General features: G+C 46.2%; 15 protein-coding genes. 4 read left to right on the forward strand and 11 right to left on the reverse strand.

Annotated elements, in window-relative coordinates; all coding sequences use genetic code 11:
- Nucleotides 1-47 precede the first annotated feature (47 nt).
- Nucleotides 48-3,815 carry a phosphoribosylformylglycinamidine synthase gene (locus tag B5G00_RS03650; protein WP_087268667.1) on the reverse strand — a complete coding sequence of 1,256 codons (3,768 nt, stop codon included), beginning with the start codon at nucleotides 3,813-3,815 and terminating at the stop codon, nucleotides 48-50.
- A gap of 288 nt (nucleotides 3,816-4,103) precedes the next feature.
- On the opposite strand from B5G00_RS03650, the gene B5G00_RS03655 reads away from it, so the two are divergent.
- Together B5G00_RS03655 and B5G00_RS03660 are read left to right on the forward strand one after the other, a co-directional pair.
- Entirely contained in the window at nucleotides 4,104-5,000 is an 897-nt protein-coding gene (locus B5G00_RS03655; RefSeq protein ID WP_087269131.1) for a LysR family transcriptional regulator, read from the forward strand.
- Between the two features lie 90 nt (nucleotides 5,001-5,090).
- Nucleotides 5,091-6,266 carry an MFS transporter gene (locus tag B5G00_RS03660; RefSeq protein WP_087268670.1) on the forward strand — a complete coding sequence of 392 codons (1,176 nt, stop codon included), beginning with the start codon at nucleotides 5,091-5,093 and terminating at the stop codon, nucleotides 6,264-6,266.
- 770 nt (nucleotides 6,267-7,036) lie between these two features.
- Here the strand turns inward: B5G00_RS03660 and B5G00_RS03670 are convergent.
- The 7 genes from B5G00_RS03670 to B5G00_RS03700 form a co-directional block, all read right to left on the reverse strand.
- On the reverse strand, nucleotides 7,037-7,399 hold the full coding sequence (locus B5G00_RS03670) for a VOC family protein (RefSeq protein ID WP_087268677.1): 363 nt from the start codon (nucleotides 7,397-7,399) through the stop codon (nucleotides 7,037-7,039).
- 88 nt (nucleotides 7,400-7,487) lie between these two features.
- Nucleotides 7,488-7,862, reverse strand: coding sequence for a RidA family protein (locus B5G00_RS03675; protein ID WP_087269134.1), 375 nt, complete (start codon nucleotides 7,860-7,862; stop codon nucleotides 7,488-7,490).
- Between the two features lie 98 nt (nucleotides 7,863-7,960).
- On the reverse strand, nucleotides 7,961-10,327 hold the full coding sequence (locus B5G00_RS03680) for an ATP-dependent DNA helicase (protein WP_087268680.1): 2,367 nt from the start codon (nucleotides 10,325-10,327) through the stop codon (nucleotides 7,961-7,963).
- A 157-nt stretch (nucleotides 10,328-10,484) separates the two neighbouring features.
- The gene (locus B5G00_RS03685) at nucleotides 10,485-10,715 is read right to left on the reverse strand and encodes an HPr family phosphocarrier protein (protein WP_087268683.1); all 231 of its coding nucleotides are present in this window, start codon (nucleotides 10,713-10,715) and stop codon (nucleotides 10,485-10,487) included.
- A 336-nt stretch (nucleotides 10,716-11,051) separates the two neighbouring features.
- Nucleotides 11,052-11,894 (reverse strand): Mrp/NBP35 family ATP-binding protein, encoded by an 843-nt coding sequence (locus B5G00_RS03690; protein WP_087268686.1) that lies wholly within the window; start codon nucleotides 11,892-11,894, stop codon nucleotides 11,052-11,054.
- 29 nt (nucleotides 11,895-11,923) lie between these two features.
- Nucleotides 11,924-12,244: a metal-sensing transcriptional repressor gene (locus B5G00_RS03695; protein ID WP_087269136.1), complete on the reverse strand. Its 321-nt coding sequence runs from the start codon at nucleotides 12,242-12,244 to the stop codon at nucleotides 11,924-11,926.
- Nucleotides 12,245-12,388: 144 nt separating this feature from the next.
- Entirely contained in the window at nucleotides 12,389-12,628 is a 240-nt protein-coding gene (locus B5G00_RS03700) for a hypothetical protein (RefSeq protein ID WP_087268689.1), read from the reverse strand.
- Between the two features lie 208 nt (nucleotides 12,629-12,836).
- Between B5G00_RS03700 and B5G00_RS03705 the strand changes: the two genes are divergently transcribed.
- Both B5G00_RS03705 and B5G00_RS03710 read left to right on the forward strand, forming a co-directional pair.
- A complete protein-coding gene (locus B5G00_RS03705; protein WP_087268692.1) occupies nucleotides 12,837-13,406 on the forward strand; it encodes a xanthine phosphoribosyltransferase in 570 nt (189 codons plus the stop codon).
- A gap of 218 nt (nucleotides 13,407-13,624) precedes the next feature.
- Nucleotides 13,625-14,149: an ECF transporter S component gene (locus B5G00_RS03710; RefSeq protein WP_087268695.1), complete on the forward strand. Its 525-nt coding sequence runs from the start codon at nucleotides 13,625-13,627 to the stop codon at nucleotides 14,147-14,149.
- Nucleotides 14,150-14,300: 151 nt separating this feature from the next.
- Here B5G00_RS03710 and B5G00_RS03715 read toward each other — a convergent pair whose 3' ends face one another.
- The 3 genes from B5G00_RS03715 to selD are packed head-to-tail and all read right to left on the reverse strand — an operon-like array spanning nucleotide 14,301 to nucleotide 17,776.
- Nucleotides 14,301-15,569 carry a DNA polymerase Y family protein gene (locus B5G00_RS03715; RefSeq protein ID WP_087268699.1) on the reverse strand — a complete coding sequence of 423 codons (1,269 nt, stop codon included), beginning with the start codon at nucleotides 15,567-15,569 and terminating at the stop codon, nucleotides 14,301-14,303.
- A 6-nt stretch (nucleotides 15,570-15,575) separates the two neighbouring features.
- Nucleotides 15,576-16,727, reverse strand: coding sequence for an aminotransferase class V-fold PLP-dependent enzyme (locus B5G00_RS03720; RefSeq protein ID WP_087268701.1), 1,152 nt, complete (start codon nucleotides 16,725-16,727; stop codon nucleotides 15,576-15,578).
- Nucleotides 16,724-17,776: a selenide, water dikinase SelD gene (gene selD, locus B5G00_RS03725; protein ID WP_087268705.1), complete on the reverse strand. Its 1,053-nt coding sequence runs from the start codon at nucleotides 17,774-17,776 to the stop codon at nucleotides 16,724-16,726. The genes B5G00_RS03720 and selD overlap by 4 nt, the downstream gene beginning before the upstream one ends.
- Nucleotides 17,777-17,843 lie beyond the last annotated feature (67 nt).

Consider the following 17,843-nt stretch of genomic DNA (forward strand, 5'->3'; position numbering starts at 1 on the left):
GCTCGCTTATCTAACTGTCATTAAGTTACTTTCTCTTCAGCAATATCTTATTTGAAATACTCCACTCCGGACTCGAAGATCTTCATGTCCTGCTCTCCGTAGATATTAATGGCTACGCCGTCGCCTCTTCTTTCGGAATGAGCCATCTTACCCAGAACACGTCCGTCAGGGCTGGTGATTCCTTCGATAGCACAGTAGGAACCGTTTACATTCCATTCTTCGTCCATAGTAATGTTTCCATTCAGGTCGCAGTACTGAGTAGCCACCTGGCCGTTCTCAAAGAGTTTCTTCAGCCATTCTTCGTTAGCTACGAACCGTCCTTCACCGTGGGAAGCCGGATTGGTGTAAACTTTTCCAAGCTCTGCCTTTAACAGCCATGGGGATTTGTTTGTCACCACTTTGGTGTAAACCATCTTGGAAATATGACGTCCAATGGTATTAAAGGTCAGTGTAGGAGATTCTTCTGTCTGTCCCATGATCTCACCGTAGGGAACCAGTCCCAGCTTGATCAGGGCCTGGAAGCCGTTGCAGATACCAAGAGCCAGTCCATCTCTCTCATTTAACAGACGCATAACTGCTTCTTTGATCTTTGCATTCTGGAAAGCTGTCGCAAAGAACTTGGCAGATCCATCAGGCTCGTCACCGGCGGAGAATCCGCCTGGGAACATGATCATCTGTGCCTGGTCAATGGCTTTTTCAAAGACTTCCACGGAATCACGGATGTGCTCCGCATCCAGATTCTTGAATACCTTGGTAATAACCTTTGCTCCCGCTCTTTCAAATGCCTTTGTGCTGTCGTACTCGCAGTTGGTTCCCGGGAATACAGGAATGAACACTGTGGGCTGAGCGATTTTGTGGGAACAGATGTGTACGTCCTTGGTGTCATAGAGACCCTTATCCATACTTTTGGTAGCATCATCTGTTTCAGAGCCGGAACGTGTCTTAAAGACTTTCTCCAAAGGCGCTTTCCAGGTTTCCAGAGCTTCTGCCATGGTGATCTTCATATCTTTATATTCCAGGCAGGCGGTATCTGTCACTTCACCGATCACAGTATAGGTAATGGCCAGTTCTCCTACCTTTCCATCTGCCACTTCACAGATAATATCTCCAAATCCAGGTGAGAACAGGTCTCTCTCATCTACATTATGTTCAATCTTCACGCCTTTCTGATTACCAAAAGCCATTTTGGAAACAGCGGCGGCAATGCCATGACGGTCCAGAGCATATGCAGAGAGGATTCTTCCTGCCTGAACGTCTTCTCTGAATTTACCATACTGTTCCTTCAGGGCCTCAAAATCCGGAAGGTCATAGGCAGCTTTGGGCATTCTCAGCCATACCAGCTTGCTTCCTGTTTTCTTCAGCTCCGGTGTGATAATATCTTTTTCTTTTGCCACGTCCACAGCAAAGGATACCAGAGTAGGCGGTACATCGATATCATTAAAGGTTCCTGACATAGAGTCCTTGCCGCCGATAGAAGGAAGTCCAAAGCCAAGCTGTGCCGCATAAGCTCCCAGAAGAGCAGCGAAAGGCTGACTCCAGCGGTGAGGATCTTCGGTCATTCTCCGGAAATATTCCTGGAAGGTAAAGCGGATCTTGCTGTAATCTCCGCCGGAAGCTACGATTCTTGCCACAGATTCTGTCACAGCGTAAACAGCTCCGTGATAAGGACTCCAGCTTGACAGATAAGGATCAAAGCCATAGCTCATCATAGTAACAGTCTCGGTCTTGCCGTTCTGGACCGGAACTTTTGCAACCATGGTCTGGGTTTCTGTAAGCTGATATTTTCCGCCATAAGGCATAAATACGCTTCCTGCACCGATAGAGCCGTCAAACATCTCCACCAGTCCCTTCTGGGAGCAGGTGTTCAGGTCTGAAAGTGTATCCAGCCATTTCTTTTTCACATCTCCGATATCAGAAGCCCTGTCTAAAACATTTCCTTCTTTGTTAGGAACCTCTACATATACATCAGTCTCCTGATGAGCGCCATTAGTATCCAGGAATGCTCTGGACAGATCTACAATCGTATTTCCTCTCCAGTTCATCACCAGTCTGGGACTCTCTGTAACAACAGCCACAGGTACAGCCTCAAGGTTTTCCTCCTGGGCATAGCCAAGGAAGGTATCTACATCTTTGGGATCTATCACTACTGCCATACGTTCCTGAGACTCAGAAATAGCAATTTCTGTACCATCCAGGCCGGCATATTTCTTCGGCACCTTGTCCAGATCGATCTTCAGACCTGCTGCCAGTTCGCCGATGGCAACAGACACGCCCCCTGCACCGAAATCGTTGCACTTCTTAATAATCTTGCTGACTTCTTCTCTGCGGAACAGTCTCTGGATTTTTCTCTCAGTAGGAGCATTTCCTTTCTGTACTTCTGCGCCGCAGGTCTCAATAGATTCCTCTGTATGGACTTTGGAAGAACCGGTAGCTCCGCCGCAGCCGTCACGGCCTGTACGTCCTCCCAGAAGGATGATGATATCTCCTGGATCTGAGGTTTCACGGATAACGGCTCTTCTTGGAGCAGCTCCCATAACAGCGCCGATCTCCATACGTTTTGCTACATAATTCGGATGATAGATTTCTTTTACATAACCGGTAGCCAGACCGATCTGGTTTCCATAGGAAGAATATCCTTCTGCAGCTCCTCTGACCAGCTTTTTCTGAGGAAGTTTTCCCTTCATGGTATCTTTCACAGATACGGTAGGATCTGCTGCGCCGGTCACACGCATAGCCTGATATACATAGGTACGTCCGGACAGCGGGTCACGGATAGCTCCGCCAAGACAGGTAGCTGCGCCTCCGAAAGGCTCGATCTCTGTAGGATGGTTGTGTGTCTCATTCTTAAAGTTGATGAGCCACTCCTCTTCCTTTCCATCTACGTCTACAGGAACTACAATAGAGCAGGCGTTGATCTCTTCAGATTCTTCCTGATCCTGAAGCTTGCCTTCTGCCTTTAATTTCTTCATGGCCATCAAAGCCAGATCCATCAGGCAGACAAATTTGTCATCTCTGTCTTTATAGATCACCTGGCGGTCTGCCAGATATTTCTCATAGGTTTTTACAATAGGCTCTTTATAGTCTCCTTCTCCGAACTCTACATTTTTCAGCTCTGTAGAGAAGGTGGTATGACGGCAGTGATCGGACCAGTAGGTATCCAGCACCCGGATTTCCGTCATGGAAGGATCTCTCTTTTCTTCTGTCTTAAAATAGTTCTGAATATGGAGGAAATCCTTGAAGGTCATAGCCAGATTCAGAGAAGTATAAAGCTCTTTTAAGGCCTCCTCTTTCATTTCTGCAAATCCTTCAAAGATCTTTACATCTTCCGGCTCGTCAAACTTGGTCACCAGAGTCTCCGGCTTTACTGCCTCTGCTTCTCTGGAATCTACCGGGTTAATGCAGTGATTCTTAATAGCCTCCAGCTCTTCATCGGAAACATTTCCCTCAATTACATAGGTAGTAGCAGAACGGATGATGGGCTGTTCATCTTCTTTCAGGAACTGGATACACTGTACTGCAGAATCCGCTCTCTGATCGAACTGTCCCGGCAGATACTCCACAGAAAAAATCCTGGAGCCCTCTGCTGCTTCAAAGGTTTCCTTATATAAATCATCTACAGGCGGCTCAGAAAATACACAGGTGCAGGCCTTCTCAAATACCTCATCAGAAATATTTTCCACATCGTACCGGATCAGCACACGGACGCCGGTAACGTCTCCGATTCCCAGATAACTTTTAATCTCATGTCTCAGCTCTTTGGCCTTTACCGCAAAATCCGGTTTTTTCTCTACATAGACACGCCTTACTTCGCTCATGTAAGCTCCTTTCTGCCCCTGGGGCAATAACATTTGTATAGCACTCTATGGACTCAGTTTATCACAATTCACATTATAAGTAAAATTAATATGACTAATATTTTTTATAAGTCATACTCATCAATAAAGATTGTCAAAATATTGCATTTATATGTAAAAAAAACAAGTTGACACCTGAAATCATTCCCTATATAGTATCTCTTAGCATTTGCAGACCTGCCCAGACATAGACCGGAAATTTACTGCACAGCAGGAGAATTGATGATTAAAGAAAGGAAAGGGCCCTTTATGGATATCAGCTTTGAACTATACAAGGTATTTTATTATGTTGCCACTACTCTGAGCTTTTCTCAGGCCTCCAGGCAGCTCTATATTTCCCAGTCAGCAGTGAGCCAGTCCATTAAATCTCTTGAGCAGAAGCTGGGACATCCTCTGTTTCTGCGGAACACCAAAAAGGTGGCCCTGACTCCTGAAGGGGAGGCCCTGCTCCGTCACGTGGAGCCGGCAGTAAATCTGCTCTATGAAGGGGAAAATCAGCTTCTCAACTCCCCATCTGTGGAGGCTCCCCTTCGGATTGGCGCCAGCGACACCATCTGCCGCTATTTCCTGGTCCCCTACTTTCAGCGGTTCCACCGGGAATACCCCAATATCCGCATAAAAGTCACCAATGCTACCTCTGGAGACTGTGTCTCTCTTCTCCAGAACAATAAGGTAGATTTTATTGTGGTCAATGCCCCCAATACCCATCTTACCAGCCGGGAAACCTGGTATGAGATTCGAGAATTTCAGGATATCTTTGTAGCAGGAAAGAATTATTTTGCCTTGGAAGGAAAAAAGCTTTCCCTGTCTCAGCTGACAGAGTATCCCATTCTTATGCTGGAAAAATCCAGCACTACCAGCGAATTCTTTCATCAGCTTTTTGTCCGTCACGGCCTTTCTCTCTCCCCTGAGGCAGAGCTGTCCAGCAACGACCTTCTTTTGGACCTGGCCCGGATCGGCCTGGGAATCACCGTGGTACCGGATTTTGTTCTGGCTCACCAGAGAGAAGATTTTTACAAACTGGAGGTTCAGGAGACTATTCCTAAAAGGCAGTTGGTGCTTGCTCACAATTCCCAGCTCTCCTCCTCTCCGGGAGCGGAAAAATTCCTTCACTATTTATTTCCGGAAGCAGGCATGCCGGAATAACTTTCCGCCATCTGTCCTCAGGTGCAGAAAAGCCTTCCCTTTGGGCCCCATTTGCACTGCATAAACTACATACACAGGAGATTACATCATATGAAACTACAGGCAAAACATACCGTCTACAGCTGTTACCTGGGATATGTGACCCAGGCCATTGTCAATAATCTGCCGCCTTTGTTATTTCTTACTTTTAACAGAGAATTCGACATTTCACTGGACAAGATCAGTCTTCTGATCACTGTGAATTTCTGTATTCAGATCCTGGTGGACTTTATATCCCCGGAAGTGATCAAACGCACCGGATACCGAAAAGCAGCTCTCTGTTCTTTTCTGGTAACCATCATCGGTCTTACCGGTTTTTATTATCTTCCTTTTATTATGGATCCCTACCCTGGAATCCTGATCTGTATGATCTTCAACGCCATAGGCGGAGGAATCCTGGAAGTGATCGTAAGCCCCATGGTAGAGGCCTGTCCGGGAACCAATAAGGCTGCCCGGATGAGCATGCTCCACTCCTTCTACTGTTGGGGTCATATGGCCGTGGTGCTTTTATCCACCTTATACTTTACCCTGGCTGGAATTGAAAACTGGCGGTTCCTTCCCCCTCTGTGGGCGCTGGTCCCTCTGTTTACTTTCTTCGCATTTACGAAAGTGCCTATTTATGCCGTTCCCGGAGACGATGAGAAGACCAGACTTCCCAAAAGCATTTTCCGAATAAAGGTCTTCTGGATCCTGTTTTTTGCCATGATCTGCGCCGGAGCCTCGGAGCAGGGCGTCAGCCAGTGGTCTTCTATGTTTGCAGAAGACGGACTGAAAGTATCCAAAACCCTGGGAGACCTGTTAGGTCCCTGCTCCTTTGCTTTCTTTATGGGCCTCAGCCGTTTCCTTTATGGCATGAAAGGAGAAGGACTGAATCTGATCAGATCCCTGAAGTCTGCCAGCCTTCTGTGTATTCTTGGCTATCTGATCACCTCTCTGTCCCCCATTCCCCTTCTGGCCCTGGCTGGCTGTGCCATCTGCGGTTTTTCCGTGGGACTGATGTGGCCCGGAACCTTCTCTCTGGGCGCCACTTATCTGAAAGGCGGCGGCACCTTTATGTACGCCATGTTCGCTCTGGCCGGAGACGTAGGATGTTCTGCAGGTCCCGGAGTGGTAGGGATCATCTCCCAGTTCACAGGAAAAATGAACCTGGGGATCTTCACTGCCATTCTCTTTCCTGTGTGCCTGCTGGTTCTGATGTCTCTTTTAAAGCATCAGAAACCAGCCTGAAAACTTGTCACAAAATTTTTTTAATTCTGCTTTATTCCTCTTGATAAAAAGATCTCTTTCACATATAATATAAGTGAAAGAAGAACTTCCTTCTTTCCTTCGCTAAATGATGACGAGTGACGGTTCTGACTCGTCGGTAAAATAAAAACTGACCGAGTGAAGATGATGTGTGACGGTTCTGACACATCGGTAAAATAAAAATTGACCGAGCGAAGTGGAATTCCGGCGAGGTTGACTTCAACTAGTTGACCTCGCTTTTTATGTTGAAAGGTATTGAAAAATGGAATTTGATTCAGAACTATCACTCCTATCATCCAAATTTACCCAGGCCTATCCTCCTGCTACATATCCTGAACTGATGCACAAACATGGACGTCCTTATACCTGCTTGTTAATTGATTCCCATGATGATTACTTTATTTGTGTTCCGTTTCGCTCGTCTATCGGACACAAAAATGCATTCATGTTTACCGGAACTGCACGTTCAAAGAAAACGATTATGTGGATACATACATCAATCATATCAACGGAACCACACCTCTACATCCACGGGAATTTTCACGAAAATATCAATACTCTACCCTGCCTTATTTTCACGATATTATGGAAGGAGCTGTCGCATTAATCAAAATCGAGAATATTTATACATTTTATTGCTCAGTCTGTGCCGCTTTGAGCCTATGGTCTCAAAGCTATGCTCGACAAATTCGCATAAAATGTATAAATATTCCTGACATATGACTAATGCGACAGCCCCTTTTCTCATCATCTTACATCGGCGTCCCTACTTCAATCAGATTTCCGTCCAGATCATAAAAGCGGATTACTTTCTGTCCCCAACTGTGTGTCATAAGCCTGTTGACATATTTAACGGAAGGATACAGCTTTTCAAGTTTTTCTACAAATCCCTCTATATCACGTTCCTCAAAATATAATTCACAGGAATGACTTTCTGGAATAACATCCTTTTTCAGAAACTCCCTCCAGATGTTTTCCTCCTGAAGCACAAGACCTTCTGTCAAGATCATATTCCCCTCATTGTCCAGTACCACTTCAAGGCCAAACAAGTCATGATAAAACTTTTTCGATCTTTCAATATTTTTTACAACGATCAATACATTTTTTAATCTCATGAATTCTTATCTCCTATAGCATTTCTGCGAAAAAAACGCCCTTAGATATGGTTTTTTATCCACAGCTAAGAGCGTTTTGGTTTCCTATTTATTCAACTGCCGCAACAGCCTCCACCTCACAAAGCACATTTTTCGGCAGAGTTTTTACAGCCACACAGGATCTGGCCGGTTTTCCTGTAAAATATTTTCCGTAAACCTCGTTAAAGGCTGCAAAGTCATTCATATCAGCCAGGAAACAGGTTGTCTTCACGGTTTTCTCATAGCTGCTGCCTGCTGCCTCCAGAACAGCTCCCAGATTCTTCATTACCTGTTCTGCCTGCTCTTCAATAGTAGTTCCAACTACTTCTCCTGTTTCAGGGCTTAAAGGCACCTGTCCGGAAGTATACACCACTCCGTTTAAAATGATTGCCTGTGAATAAGGGCCGATAGCGCCCGGTGCATTCTTTGTACTTACGATTTCCATATCCGCTCCATCCTTTCTTCTGAAACTTTTCTCCAATATTATAAGCCCTGCCTGGAAGAGAGGCAAGTTTTTTTATAAGCGATGAGGGTTCGAATCCCTCATCCCTCTTCCCAGAATCTCCAGATCCTCTCTCCTGCCTGAGCCACTGTACACACCTCATATCCTCTCCACTCCCAGGGAAACAGATCCCGGTAGGCTCTCTGAAGAAAACGCTCATCTAAAAGAAGCACCACGCCCCGGTCCTCTTTTGTACGGATTACCCTTCCCGCTGCCTGGAGGACCTTATTCATCCCAGGATAGCGGTAGGCATAGTCAAATCCCATTTTCTCCTTTTTATCATAATAGTCTTTCAGGATTTCCCGCTCACTTCCCACCTGGGGAAGTCCGGTACCTACCACTGCAGCTCCGATCAGACGTTTTCCCGTCAGGTCAATGCCTTCGGAAAAGATTCCGCCCATAACGCAGAAGCCGGCAAGAGAAATCTCCCCTTCTTCCTCGAAAGCCTCCAGGAATTCCTCACGGTCAGCTTCGGACATGCCGCTGCTCTGCAAAAGACAGTTTACCTGAAAATTCTCCTGACGGATCCTCTCCTGAAAAACTTCGTAAATATCTTCCAGCATCCGATAAGAAGGGAGAAATACAAGGTAATTTCCTTTTTTTCCCTTGATCATCTGAAAAATATATTCTGCAATCTTTCTGTATTCTTCCTGGTCCCGCCTGGTGTACTTGCTGCTTACGTCTCTGGCCACCATCAGTTTCAGATTCTCCCGTGGAAAAGGAGAAGCGGCATAGATGGCATAGTCGTCATCCCGGGTGCTGAAAAGAGAGCGATAATAAGGCAGGGGCAGAAATGTACCGGAGAAAAAGACTGTGCTTCTTCCTTTGTTCAGACACTCCTGAAGATTTTTTCTGGGATTAACGCAGAAAAGGGTAAGGAGAAATTCACCGCCTTCACCATAGTGAGTATAGATCACATAGTTTTCATCGGTGAGGTCATACATATTCAAAAAATGCCGGATCACAAAAGAAAAATCCAGGACAGCCTTCTGTACCTTTTCCTCATGGTCCTGTTCCAGGAAATTTTCCATTTCACTCAGAAGATTCAAAAGCTGGAGAGAAAGTCCTCCGATATTTTCCAGGACCTGGTAAGTGTCGCACTCTCTTTTATACTCCAGCATCAGCTTATTGCACCTGTTCAGGATCCGGTACAGCTTCACACTGTGTCCTTTTACTGTCCTTGCAGTTTCCAGGAGCTCTTCCTTGCACAGAGTAGCGCTGTACATCTTTCTTCCCCGGTCCACCAGATTGTGGGCTTCATCAATGAGGAAAATATAATCTCCCTTCACCCCGTCTCCGAAGAATCTTTTCAGATGGACCTTGGGGTCAAATACATAATTGTAATCGCAGATTATCCCATCCACCCAGGTGGCCGTATCCAGACACATTTCATAAGGACAGACCTGGTATTTCTCAGCCTGGGTCAGCAGTTCCTCTCGAAAATACGTGTCTCTTTCTGTCAGCAGTTCAAACACCGCCTGGTTCACCCGGTCAAAATGTCCTTTGGCATAAGGACACTTCTCAGGATTGCAGTCCGGCTCCTCCAAGAAGCACAGCTTTTCCTTTGCGGTAATGGTCAGTGTTTTGTAAGACAGTCCCCGTTCCTGCAAAAGGGCAAAAGCCTCCTGGGCTACAGTCCGGGTAATGGTTTTTGCTGTCAGGTAAAAGATCTTATCTCCATAGCCCTGTCCCACTGCCCGGACAGCAGGGAAGACTGCGGCCATGGTCTTTCCGATACCGGTAGGCGCCTGGATAAAAAGCTGTCTGCCGGAAGTAATAGTATGATATACCCCTGATACCAATTCTCGCTGTCCCTCCCGGTAAGGATAGGGAAACTCCAGGCCCTCCATGGAATTTTTTCTCAGGATCCGCCGGTCATACTGGAATCTGGCCCACTTATAATATTCTCCCATCAGATCCCCAAACCATTTTTTCAGTTTTTCTATGGTAAAATCCTCCGTAAAGCGCTTGATCTCCTCACTTTCCATCTGGCAGTAGGTCATCTGTACCTGGATTTTTTCCCTGCCGGTCTGTGTTCCATAGATATAGGCATAGCACATGGCCTGGGCCTTATGGACCTCTACTGGTTCCTCCAAATAGTTCAGATCCATATATACCCCTTTGATCTCATCAATGGCTGTTCTGTCTTCCTCCTCAATGATCCCGTCGGCTCTTCCCTCCACCAGGATGATAAAGTCTTCGTATTCCTGCTCCCATTTCAGAGAAACCTCCGGTCTGTAAGAAGCTTTCATCTGCTTTTGTATCTTTCTGTGGATTTTTCCGCCCTTTAACATGGCTTCCCGGTCAAAGGCTGCGCTTCTTCGGTTGTCCAGATCCCCTTTCCGGAGTATAAACTCCACCAGGCTCCGAACAGATATTTTAATGATTTCTTTTTCTTTCTTGTCCATATGCTTATTTTACCACAATACTCTTCATGTACAAAGAGCCAAACTGCCGGATACAGCGAAAGACTCCGGAAAAGATGCCTTCTGCGTCCTGTATTCCCAGCCGCAAAAGCCCTCTTTTCCGGAGCCTCCCGTCTTATAAATCCTATACTTTTTTAACTTACTGCGCTACTGCATATTTATTCAAAAAGTTATTAAATCTCTCATCCTCTCCGTTGCATCTTACAGTCAGGACTCGAGTCAGATCCATGCTTAATACACCCAATATTGATTTTGCGTCAATAACTACTCTGTTGTAAAAAATGTCAATATCGAAGTCGCATTTGCTGGCCTCATTAACAAACTCTTTCACATCTTCCTTTGCAGTCAGCTTAATCTGGCGCTCTACCATACTACCATTCCTTTCTTAAAGCAGTCAGAAACCACATTTACTTCTCCAGACAGCCTGTGTACCCCTCAGGGTATTGATCTGCAGGTGTTCTCTGGATTACAGGTATTATGACACTGGTCCGACCATTTGTCAACAAATTCCAACAGGATCCTGGCTCTGCCAAAATCCTTCCACTGTGCCGGGATTTTTAGTGATTACCCACAGATTGTGTGAAACTTCAGAAATTTTTTTAGAAATATTCACATAATTTTCTTTTGCATAAAAAGACCAGACCTCACTCCTGTCTAAGTGTAGTCTGGTCCATATTTTATAATTTTGGTAACTATTTCCCCATTTTTATACCTGGGGAAGGTACTCTCCGGCGCCTCCCAGGTATGTGTTCAATACTGCCGCAAAGGCTCCTGCATCCACAGCTTTAGCCATTTCCGGATCCAGAGGCATCTTGCCGATCACCGGTACTTCCACCTCTTTGGCAGCCTCTTCGACCTTGCTCTCGCCAAATACATAGATTTCTTTGCCGCAGTCCGGACATTTCACATAGCTGTAATTTTCCACCAGGCCCAATACGGGTACATTCATCATCTTCGCCATGTTGTAAGCTTTCTTAACGATCATCTGTACCAGGTCCTGAGGAGAAGATACGATAACAATTCCGTCAATAGGAAGAGACTGGAATACGGTAAGAGGCACATCGCCGGTTCCCGGAGGCATATCTACAAAGAGATAGTCCAGATCTCCCCAGACCACATCGGTCCAGAACTGTTTTACCATATTTGCCAGGATCGGTCCTCTCCAGATCACAGGGGCATCCTCCTGAGGCAATAACAGATTTACAGACATAACCTCAATATCATTTCCCGTGATCATAGGATAAATTCCTCTTTCATCTGCCACAGCAGAGCCCTTCAGCCCATACATTCTGGGAATAGAAGGACCGGTGATATCTGCATCCATGATTCCTACCTTATAGCCCTGAAAAGCCATCTCATTAGCAAGAGAAGCGGTGACAAAGGATTTTCCCACGCCTCCCTTTCCGCTGATGACTCCGATCACCTTTTTTATGTGGGAGTGCTCATTTAATTTTTCCTTGGGAATCCCGCCTCCCTTTGCGTGGCTGCATCCTGCGCAGCTCTCCTTGTCGCAGCTTGTACTGTCACATTGTTTCTTTTCTTCGCTCATGTTTCTTCCTTTCCGCCCTGGCCGGTATTTTATTTCATGAAACGGTCAATGGCTTTATTCAGTTCCTCCAGAGCTTCATGATCTCCGCTCTCTACCGCATCAACGATGCAGTGCTCGATATGGTCCTGAAGGATTACTTTCCCCGTATTGTTAATGGCAGCTTTCACAGCGGAAAGCTGGATCAAAACTTCGCTGCAGTCCCTGCCCTCTTCCACCATACGGCGTATGGATTCCAGATGCCCGATGGCACGGGAAAGGCGGTTCAGCACAGCCTTTGTGTGCGTATGGGTATGAGAATGGCTATGCCCCGGCTCATGGCTGTGTTCTAGCACTCTCCCATCATCCAGCATATGGGTATGTGTTTTTTCCTGTTTCTCCAATAGTCTTTCCTCCAATCTGGCACTTTTCTTATTATAGCAAACCCATTCCAAAAAGCAAAGGGCAAAAGTTTTACGGATCGTAAACTATTCAGCCACACAGCTTAGAATCGTTATCTAAAACCTGGAAATAGTATATCTCTGGTGGATAGATGCCGTCATCACGTCAAAGACCACGGATCCGTCTTCTTTATCCGTCCTCTCAATCTTCAGCTCTTCCTCTGCTTTAAACTTGTTTCTCACAAAAGCCTCCAGATCTGCCCCCTCAGGAAGTTCTACTTCTTCTATAAAAATATCCCGCATCTGATTTCCGGGACAGAGATTAAACATCTCCCGGATCACTTCATATTCTGCCATAGTTTTCCTCCTGTATATAGACTTAATGAGTCCAATTTCTACTATTGTAACATAAAATCGCCATATTTCCAGATTTCCCGCTATTTTTTTACAAAAATCGAAAAAATAAATTGCCAAGCTTTTCATTATGCCGTATTATAATAGAAATCATATCCGATTGTTATATCAGATAAGATATTATTTATCATAAACAGGGAGGAATCAAAAGATGGAGCTTTTGAAAGAGCGTATTCTAAAAGACGGGGTTGTAAAGCCCGGAAATGTTTTAAAGGTAGACAGTTTTTTAAATCACCAGATGGACATTCCGTTTATCAACGAATTAGGAAAGGAGTTTAAACGGATCTTTGCAGACGCTCCTATCAACAAGATCCTCACCATTGAGGCTTCCGGCATCGGCATTGCCTGTATTGTGGCACAATATTTTAACGTTCCGGTGGTTTTTGCCAAAAAGGCTCAGAGCCTGAATCTGGACGGGGAAATGTACTGTACGAAAGTAGAATCCTTCACCCACAAAAAAGTCTATGACGTAATTCTCTCAAAAAAATATCTGGGACCGGAAGACCATGTACTGATCATTGACGACTTTCTGGCTAATGGCTGTGCCCTTATGGGACTTATTGACATTGTAAAAAATTCCGGAGCTGTTCTGGAAGGCGCCGGAATTGTTATTGAAAAAGGATTTCAGCACGGAGGAGACCGTCTTCGTGAACAGGGTATCCGGGTAGAGTCACTGGCTATCATTGACTCTATGACCAATGATTCCCTTACTTTTCGGTAGTCGCCAAATGGACATGCAAGCATGCCCGCTTGGCTCGTTACTCGCAGGAATAAAAGAGCCATTTTACGCAGCTGCCCCATGAAATAGAACTATCCTGAGTTTCTGTTTCATGGGGCAGTTTTTAACTGGACTGGTCATTCTTTTTAAAACTGGCTATTTTAATATAGCCAGTTTTCCTTTATAGTATAGAAAACCAAAAAGAAAAGGAGTGACTGTCTATGAAAAACCAGACAAAAAAGATTATTCTGGCTGCTCTTTTTGCAGCTTTGACATGTGCTGCTACCATGTCCATCCGTATTCCCACCCCGGGAACCGGAGGCTATATCCACCCCGGCGATGCCATTGTGATTCTTTCCGGCGTCATTCTGGGGCCGGTATACGGATTTCTGGCTGCCGGCATCGGTTCCTGTATGTCTGACCTTCTGGGAGGGTATCTCACCTATGTTCCCATAACCTTCCTTGTCAAAGGTCTTGTGGCCCTTCTGGCTGCCCTGGCATACCGGAAAGCCGCCGTATCCCCTAAAGGCCGGATCGCCGGTGTTGTCCTGGGAGGTATTATCGATATTGTTTTAGTGGCAGGAGGATATTTCCTCTTTGAATATGTGCTCTACGGAATAGGAGCAGCCGCCAGCATTCCTGCCAACATCATTCAGGGTGTCAGCGGACTGATCATTTCACTGATCCTCTATCCAATCCTCTCAGCAGTACCCGACGTAAAGCGCCTGCTCTACGCTCAGCGATAAACGAGGGGATGTCCCATTAAACATATTTCAGGAATATTTATACATTTTATGCAAATTTGTCGAATACAGCTTTAAGACCATAGGCTCAAGGCTGTGCAGACTGAGCAATAAAATGTATAAATATTCTCGATTTTGATGAATGGGACAGCATCTATTTTTTTCTTTCTTTCAAAGTCTTCAGGTTTACCTGTCCTCCGTCAGGATGCCCTCCTGTCATATGGTCCACTTTTTTGTTATCTAAAAAAGAAGCCCGCATAATAGCATTCTTTCCATACTTTTTCCGGATTTTATCTACTGCCTGGTCCATCCGTTCCATTTTTTCATAATCTGTATTATCAAAAAGGCTCATCTGCCGTCCCTGACTCTCGGAAGACAGCTTTCCCGTCTGTACTCCCAGAAGCCGGATAGGACTCTGATCCCAGAGCTCTTCAAAAAGCTGGCAGGCTGCCTCATAGATTTCTTCTGTAATATCCGTAGCCGCAGGCATGACTTTCTGGTGAGATACAGTCTTCATATCTGTATTGCGGATAGACACAGATACCATCTGGGCTTTCTGGCCATCCTCCCGAAGCCGGGAAGCTACCGTCTCGCTAAGAGACAGGAGGACCATTCTGGCCGTATCCTCGTCAGTAATGTCAAAGGCCACTGTGGTACTGTTGCCGTACATTTTATTTCCCTCAGGCACAGGCTCAACTAATGAAGAATCTCTGCCGTTGGCAAATTCCCATATAGTCTCTCCCTGCTTTTTCAGATGGTGGCGCAGGATCTCCACATCTGTAGCGGCAAGCTGGCCAATGGTATAAATTCCCAGTTTGTGAAGAGCTTCCTGGGTAGAACGTCCCACAAAAATCAGATCAGACACCGGCAGAGGCCACATCTTTGTTGGGATTTCCTCCGGAAACAAGGTATGGACCTTATCCGGTTTTTCAAAATCCGAGGCCATCTTTGCCAGATATTTGTTTGATGAGACGCCTACGTTTACTGTAAATCCCAGTTCCCGGCTGATCCTGTTTTTCAGCTTGTGGGCAAAAGCCACCGGGTCTCCGATGATCTTCTCCATTCCGCTCATATCCATAAAGGCCTCATCAATACTGTACTGCTGTACGTCTGGAGTATACTCTCTTAAAATATCCATGAACTTTTTAGAATACTGCCGATACAGGCTATGATGAGCAGGCACAACTGTAAGACCGGGGCATTTCTTTAAAGCCTCGGTAAGAGGCTCTCCTGTACGCACACCGCAAGCCTTGGCAGCCAGGGATTTTGCCAGAATGATCCCGTGTCTCTTAGATTTATCTCCACCTACAGCACAGGGAATCTCCCTTAAATCTACTGACCCTCCCTGTTCCCGGAGGCGGTACACTGCCTCCCAGGATAAATAGGCACTGTTCACATCAATATGAAAGATCACTTTTTCCACAGCTTCTCACTCCTCGTATTTCCACTCTTGGCCAATCTCCCTTACTGCCAGAGCTACCTTATGGATTTCTTCCTCTGTATTAAACCAGGAAAAAGAAAACCGCAGGGTCCCTCTTTCCCTGGTCCCCAGAGCCTCATGGATCAGAGGGGCGCAGTGGACGCCTGCCCTGGTGGCAATCTGATATCCTCCGGCCAGAATCTCTCCTGCCTCTTTTGAAGCATATCCCGCCACATTGAGAGACACTACCGGGGTCCTCTCTCCAGTGGAAAAATCTCCATAGACCTTCACCCCTTCTATGTCCTTTACTTCTTCATAGAAAAGCTTTGCCAGCCTTTTCTCATGCTCTATGATTTTCTCCAATCCAGTCTCCCTGAGATAATCAAAAGCTGCTCCCAGACCTGCAAGACCATGAATGTTCAAAGTCCCTGCTTCCAGAGCCTCAGGCATGCAGTCCGGATGCTCCCGGTCAAAAGACAGGATCCCGCTGCCGCCAGTTTTAAAGGGCGGGATCTTCACCTGAGGGTCCACACAGATCCCTCCGGTACCCTGGGGCCCCATGAGTCCCTTATGTCCGGTAAAACACAAAACATCGATATGCATGCTCTGCATATCAATAAAGGCCTCCCCTGCACTTTGAGAAGCATCCAGGATAAACAGAAGGCCGTGTCTCCTGCACAGTTTTCCAATCTCCTCTGCCGGGAAAAGATTTCCGGTAACATTGGAGGCGTGGGTACAGATTACCGCAGTGGTATTCTGGCGAAACGCCTTTTCCATATCTGCCAGAGAAAAATTTCCTTTTTCGTCAGCAGGAAGTATGGTCAGTTCTGCTCCTTCTTTTTCTTTCCTGTACAAAGGCCGCAGCACAGAATTGTGCTCTGCCTGGGTAGTGATCACATGATCTCCCTTTTTCACCAGGCCCTCAATGGCAATATTCAGGGCCTCTGTGGCGTTAGAAGTAAAAGCTACCGACTCACCTCCCCAGGCTCCGAAAAACTCTGCTGCTTTTTCCCGGACAGAATATACCAGCCTGGAAGCGGAAAGGGCAGGCCCCCAGGCTCCCCTTCCACTGTTTCCCACCGTCCCCATAGCCTCATAAACTGCCCTTCGCACTGTCTCTGGCTTATATAAAGTTGTGGCTGCATTATCCAGATAAATCATTTCTTTCTCCTGAAGTAAATAAAATGTTCTTTTCTTTCTTCCACCCTGCCGATAACTGCCGCCGGAGTCACAAGCCCCCCTTCTTTCAAAGCTTCCAGAAGTTTCTCTCCATCTTCAAAAGCCACAGCGGCAAGAAGCCCGCCGGAGGTCTGGGGGTCGAAAAGCAGATCTTCCATAGCTTCGGAAATCTCCGGTTCAAGAAAAGTCTCTTCTTTCTGATAGGCTTTATTTCGATAAGTTCCTTCCGGCACCAGCCCCATGGAAGCGTAATCCAAAGCTCCAGGCAATAGGGGCAGCTTATCTGTAAAAATCTCCAGGCTCACCTGGCTGGCTTTGGCAATCTCCAGGCCATGGCCTGCCAAGGAAAAACCGGTCACATCTGTACAGCAGTGAATGGGAAACTGGCGAAAAACTTCCATAGCTGTCTTATTCAGATATGTCATACTTTCCTGTACTGCTTTTTTCTCTTCCGGTGAGGCCAGGTCTGCCTTCACAGCAGTATTCAGGATACCTGCTCCTAAGGCTTTGGTAAGGATCAGCAGGTCTCCCGGCTGAGCTCCAGCGTTTTTCCAGATTCTGTCCGGATGAACAAATCCAGTGACACTCATGCCATACTTGGGTTCCTCGTCATTAATTGAATGACCCCCTGCCAGAACAGCTCCCGCTTCTTTTACTTTGTCAGCTCCTCCTGCCAGGATTTCGCCCAGGACTTCGCTGCCCAGACAGTTTGGATAGGCCACAATATTCAGAGCCAGTCTGGGATCCCCTCCCATAGCATAGATATCGCTGAGGGCATTGGCTGCCGCAATCTGACCGAATACATAGGGATCGTCTGCCATAGGGGGAAAAAAGTCCAGGGTCTGTATCATAGCCAGGTCCTCCGAAATTTTGTACACAGCTCCGTCATCTGAAGTTTCCACTCCCACCAACAGGTTTTCATCCTGAAATTTCGGCAATTTTCCCACTACTTCCTGCAGGATCTTAGGCTCCAGTTTTGCCGCACATCCGGCGCTTTTGGAATACTGGGTCAGTTTTATCTTCTCTTCCATCTGCTTTTACCTCGTCTCGTCTTGAATTCCCATATGGCTTTTCCATTGTCTTCCGGTTCTCTGCCGG

Origin of the sequence: Blautia sp. An46 (assembly GCF_002161645.1) — a bacterium.
Classification (GTDB): domain Bacteria; phylum Bacillota; class Clostridia; order Lachnospirales; family Lachnospiraceae; genus Blautia; species Blautia ornithocaccae.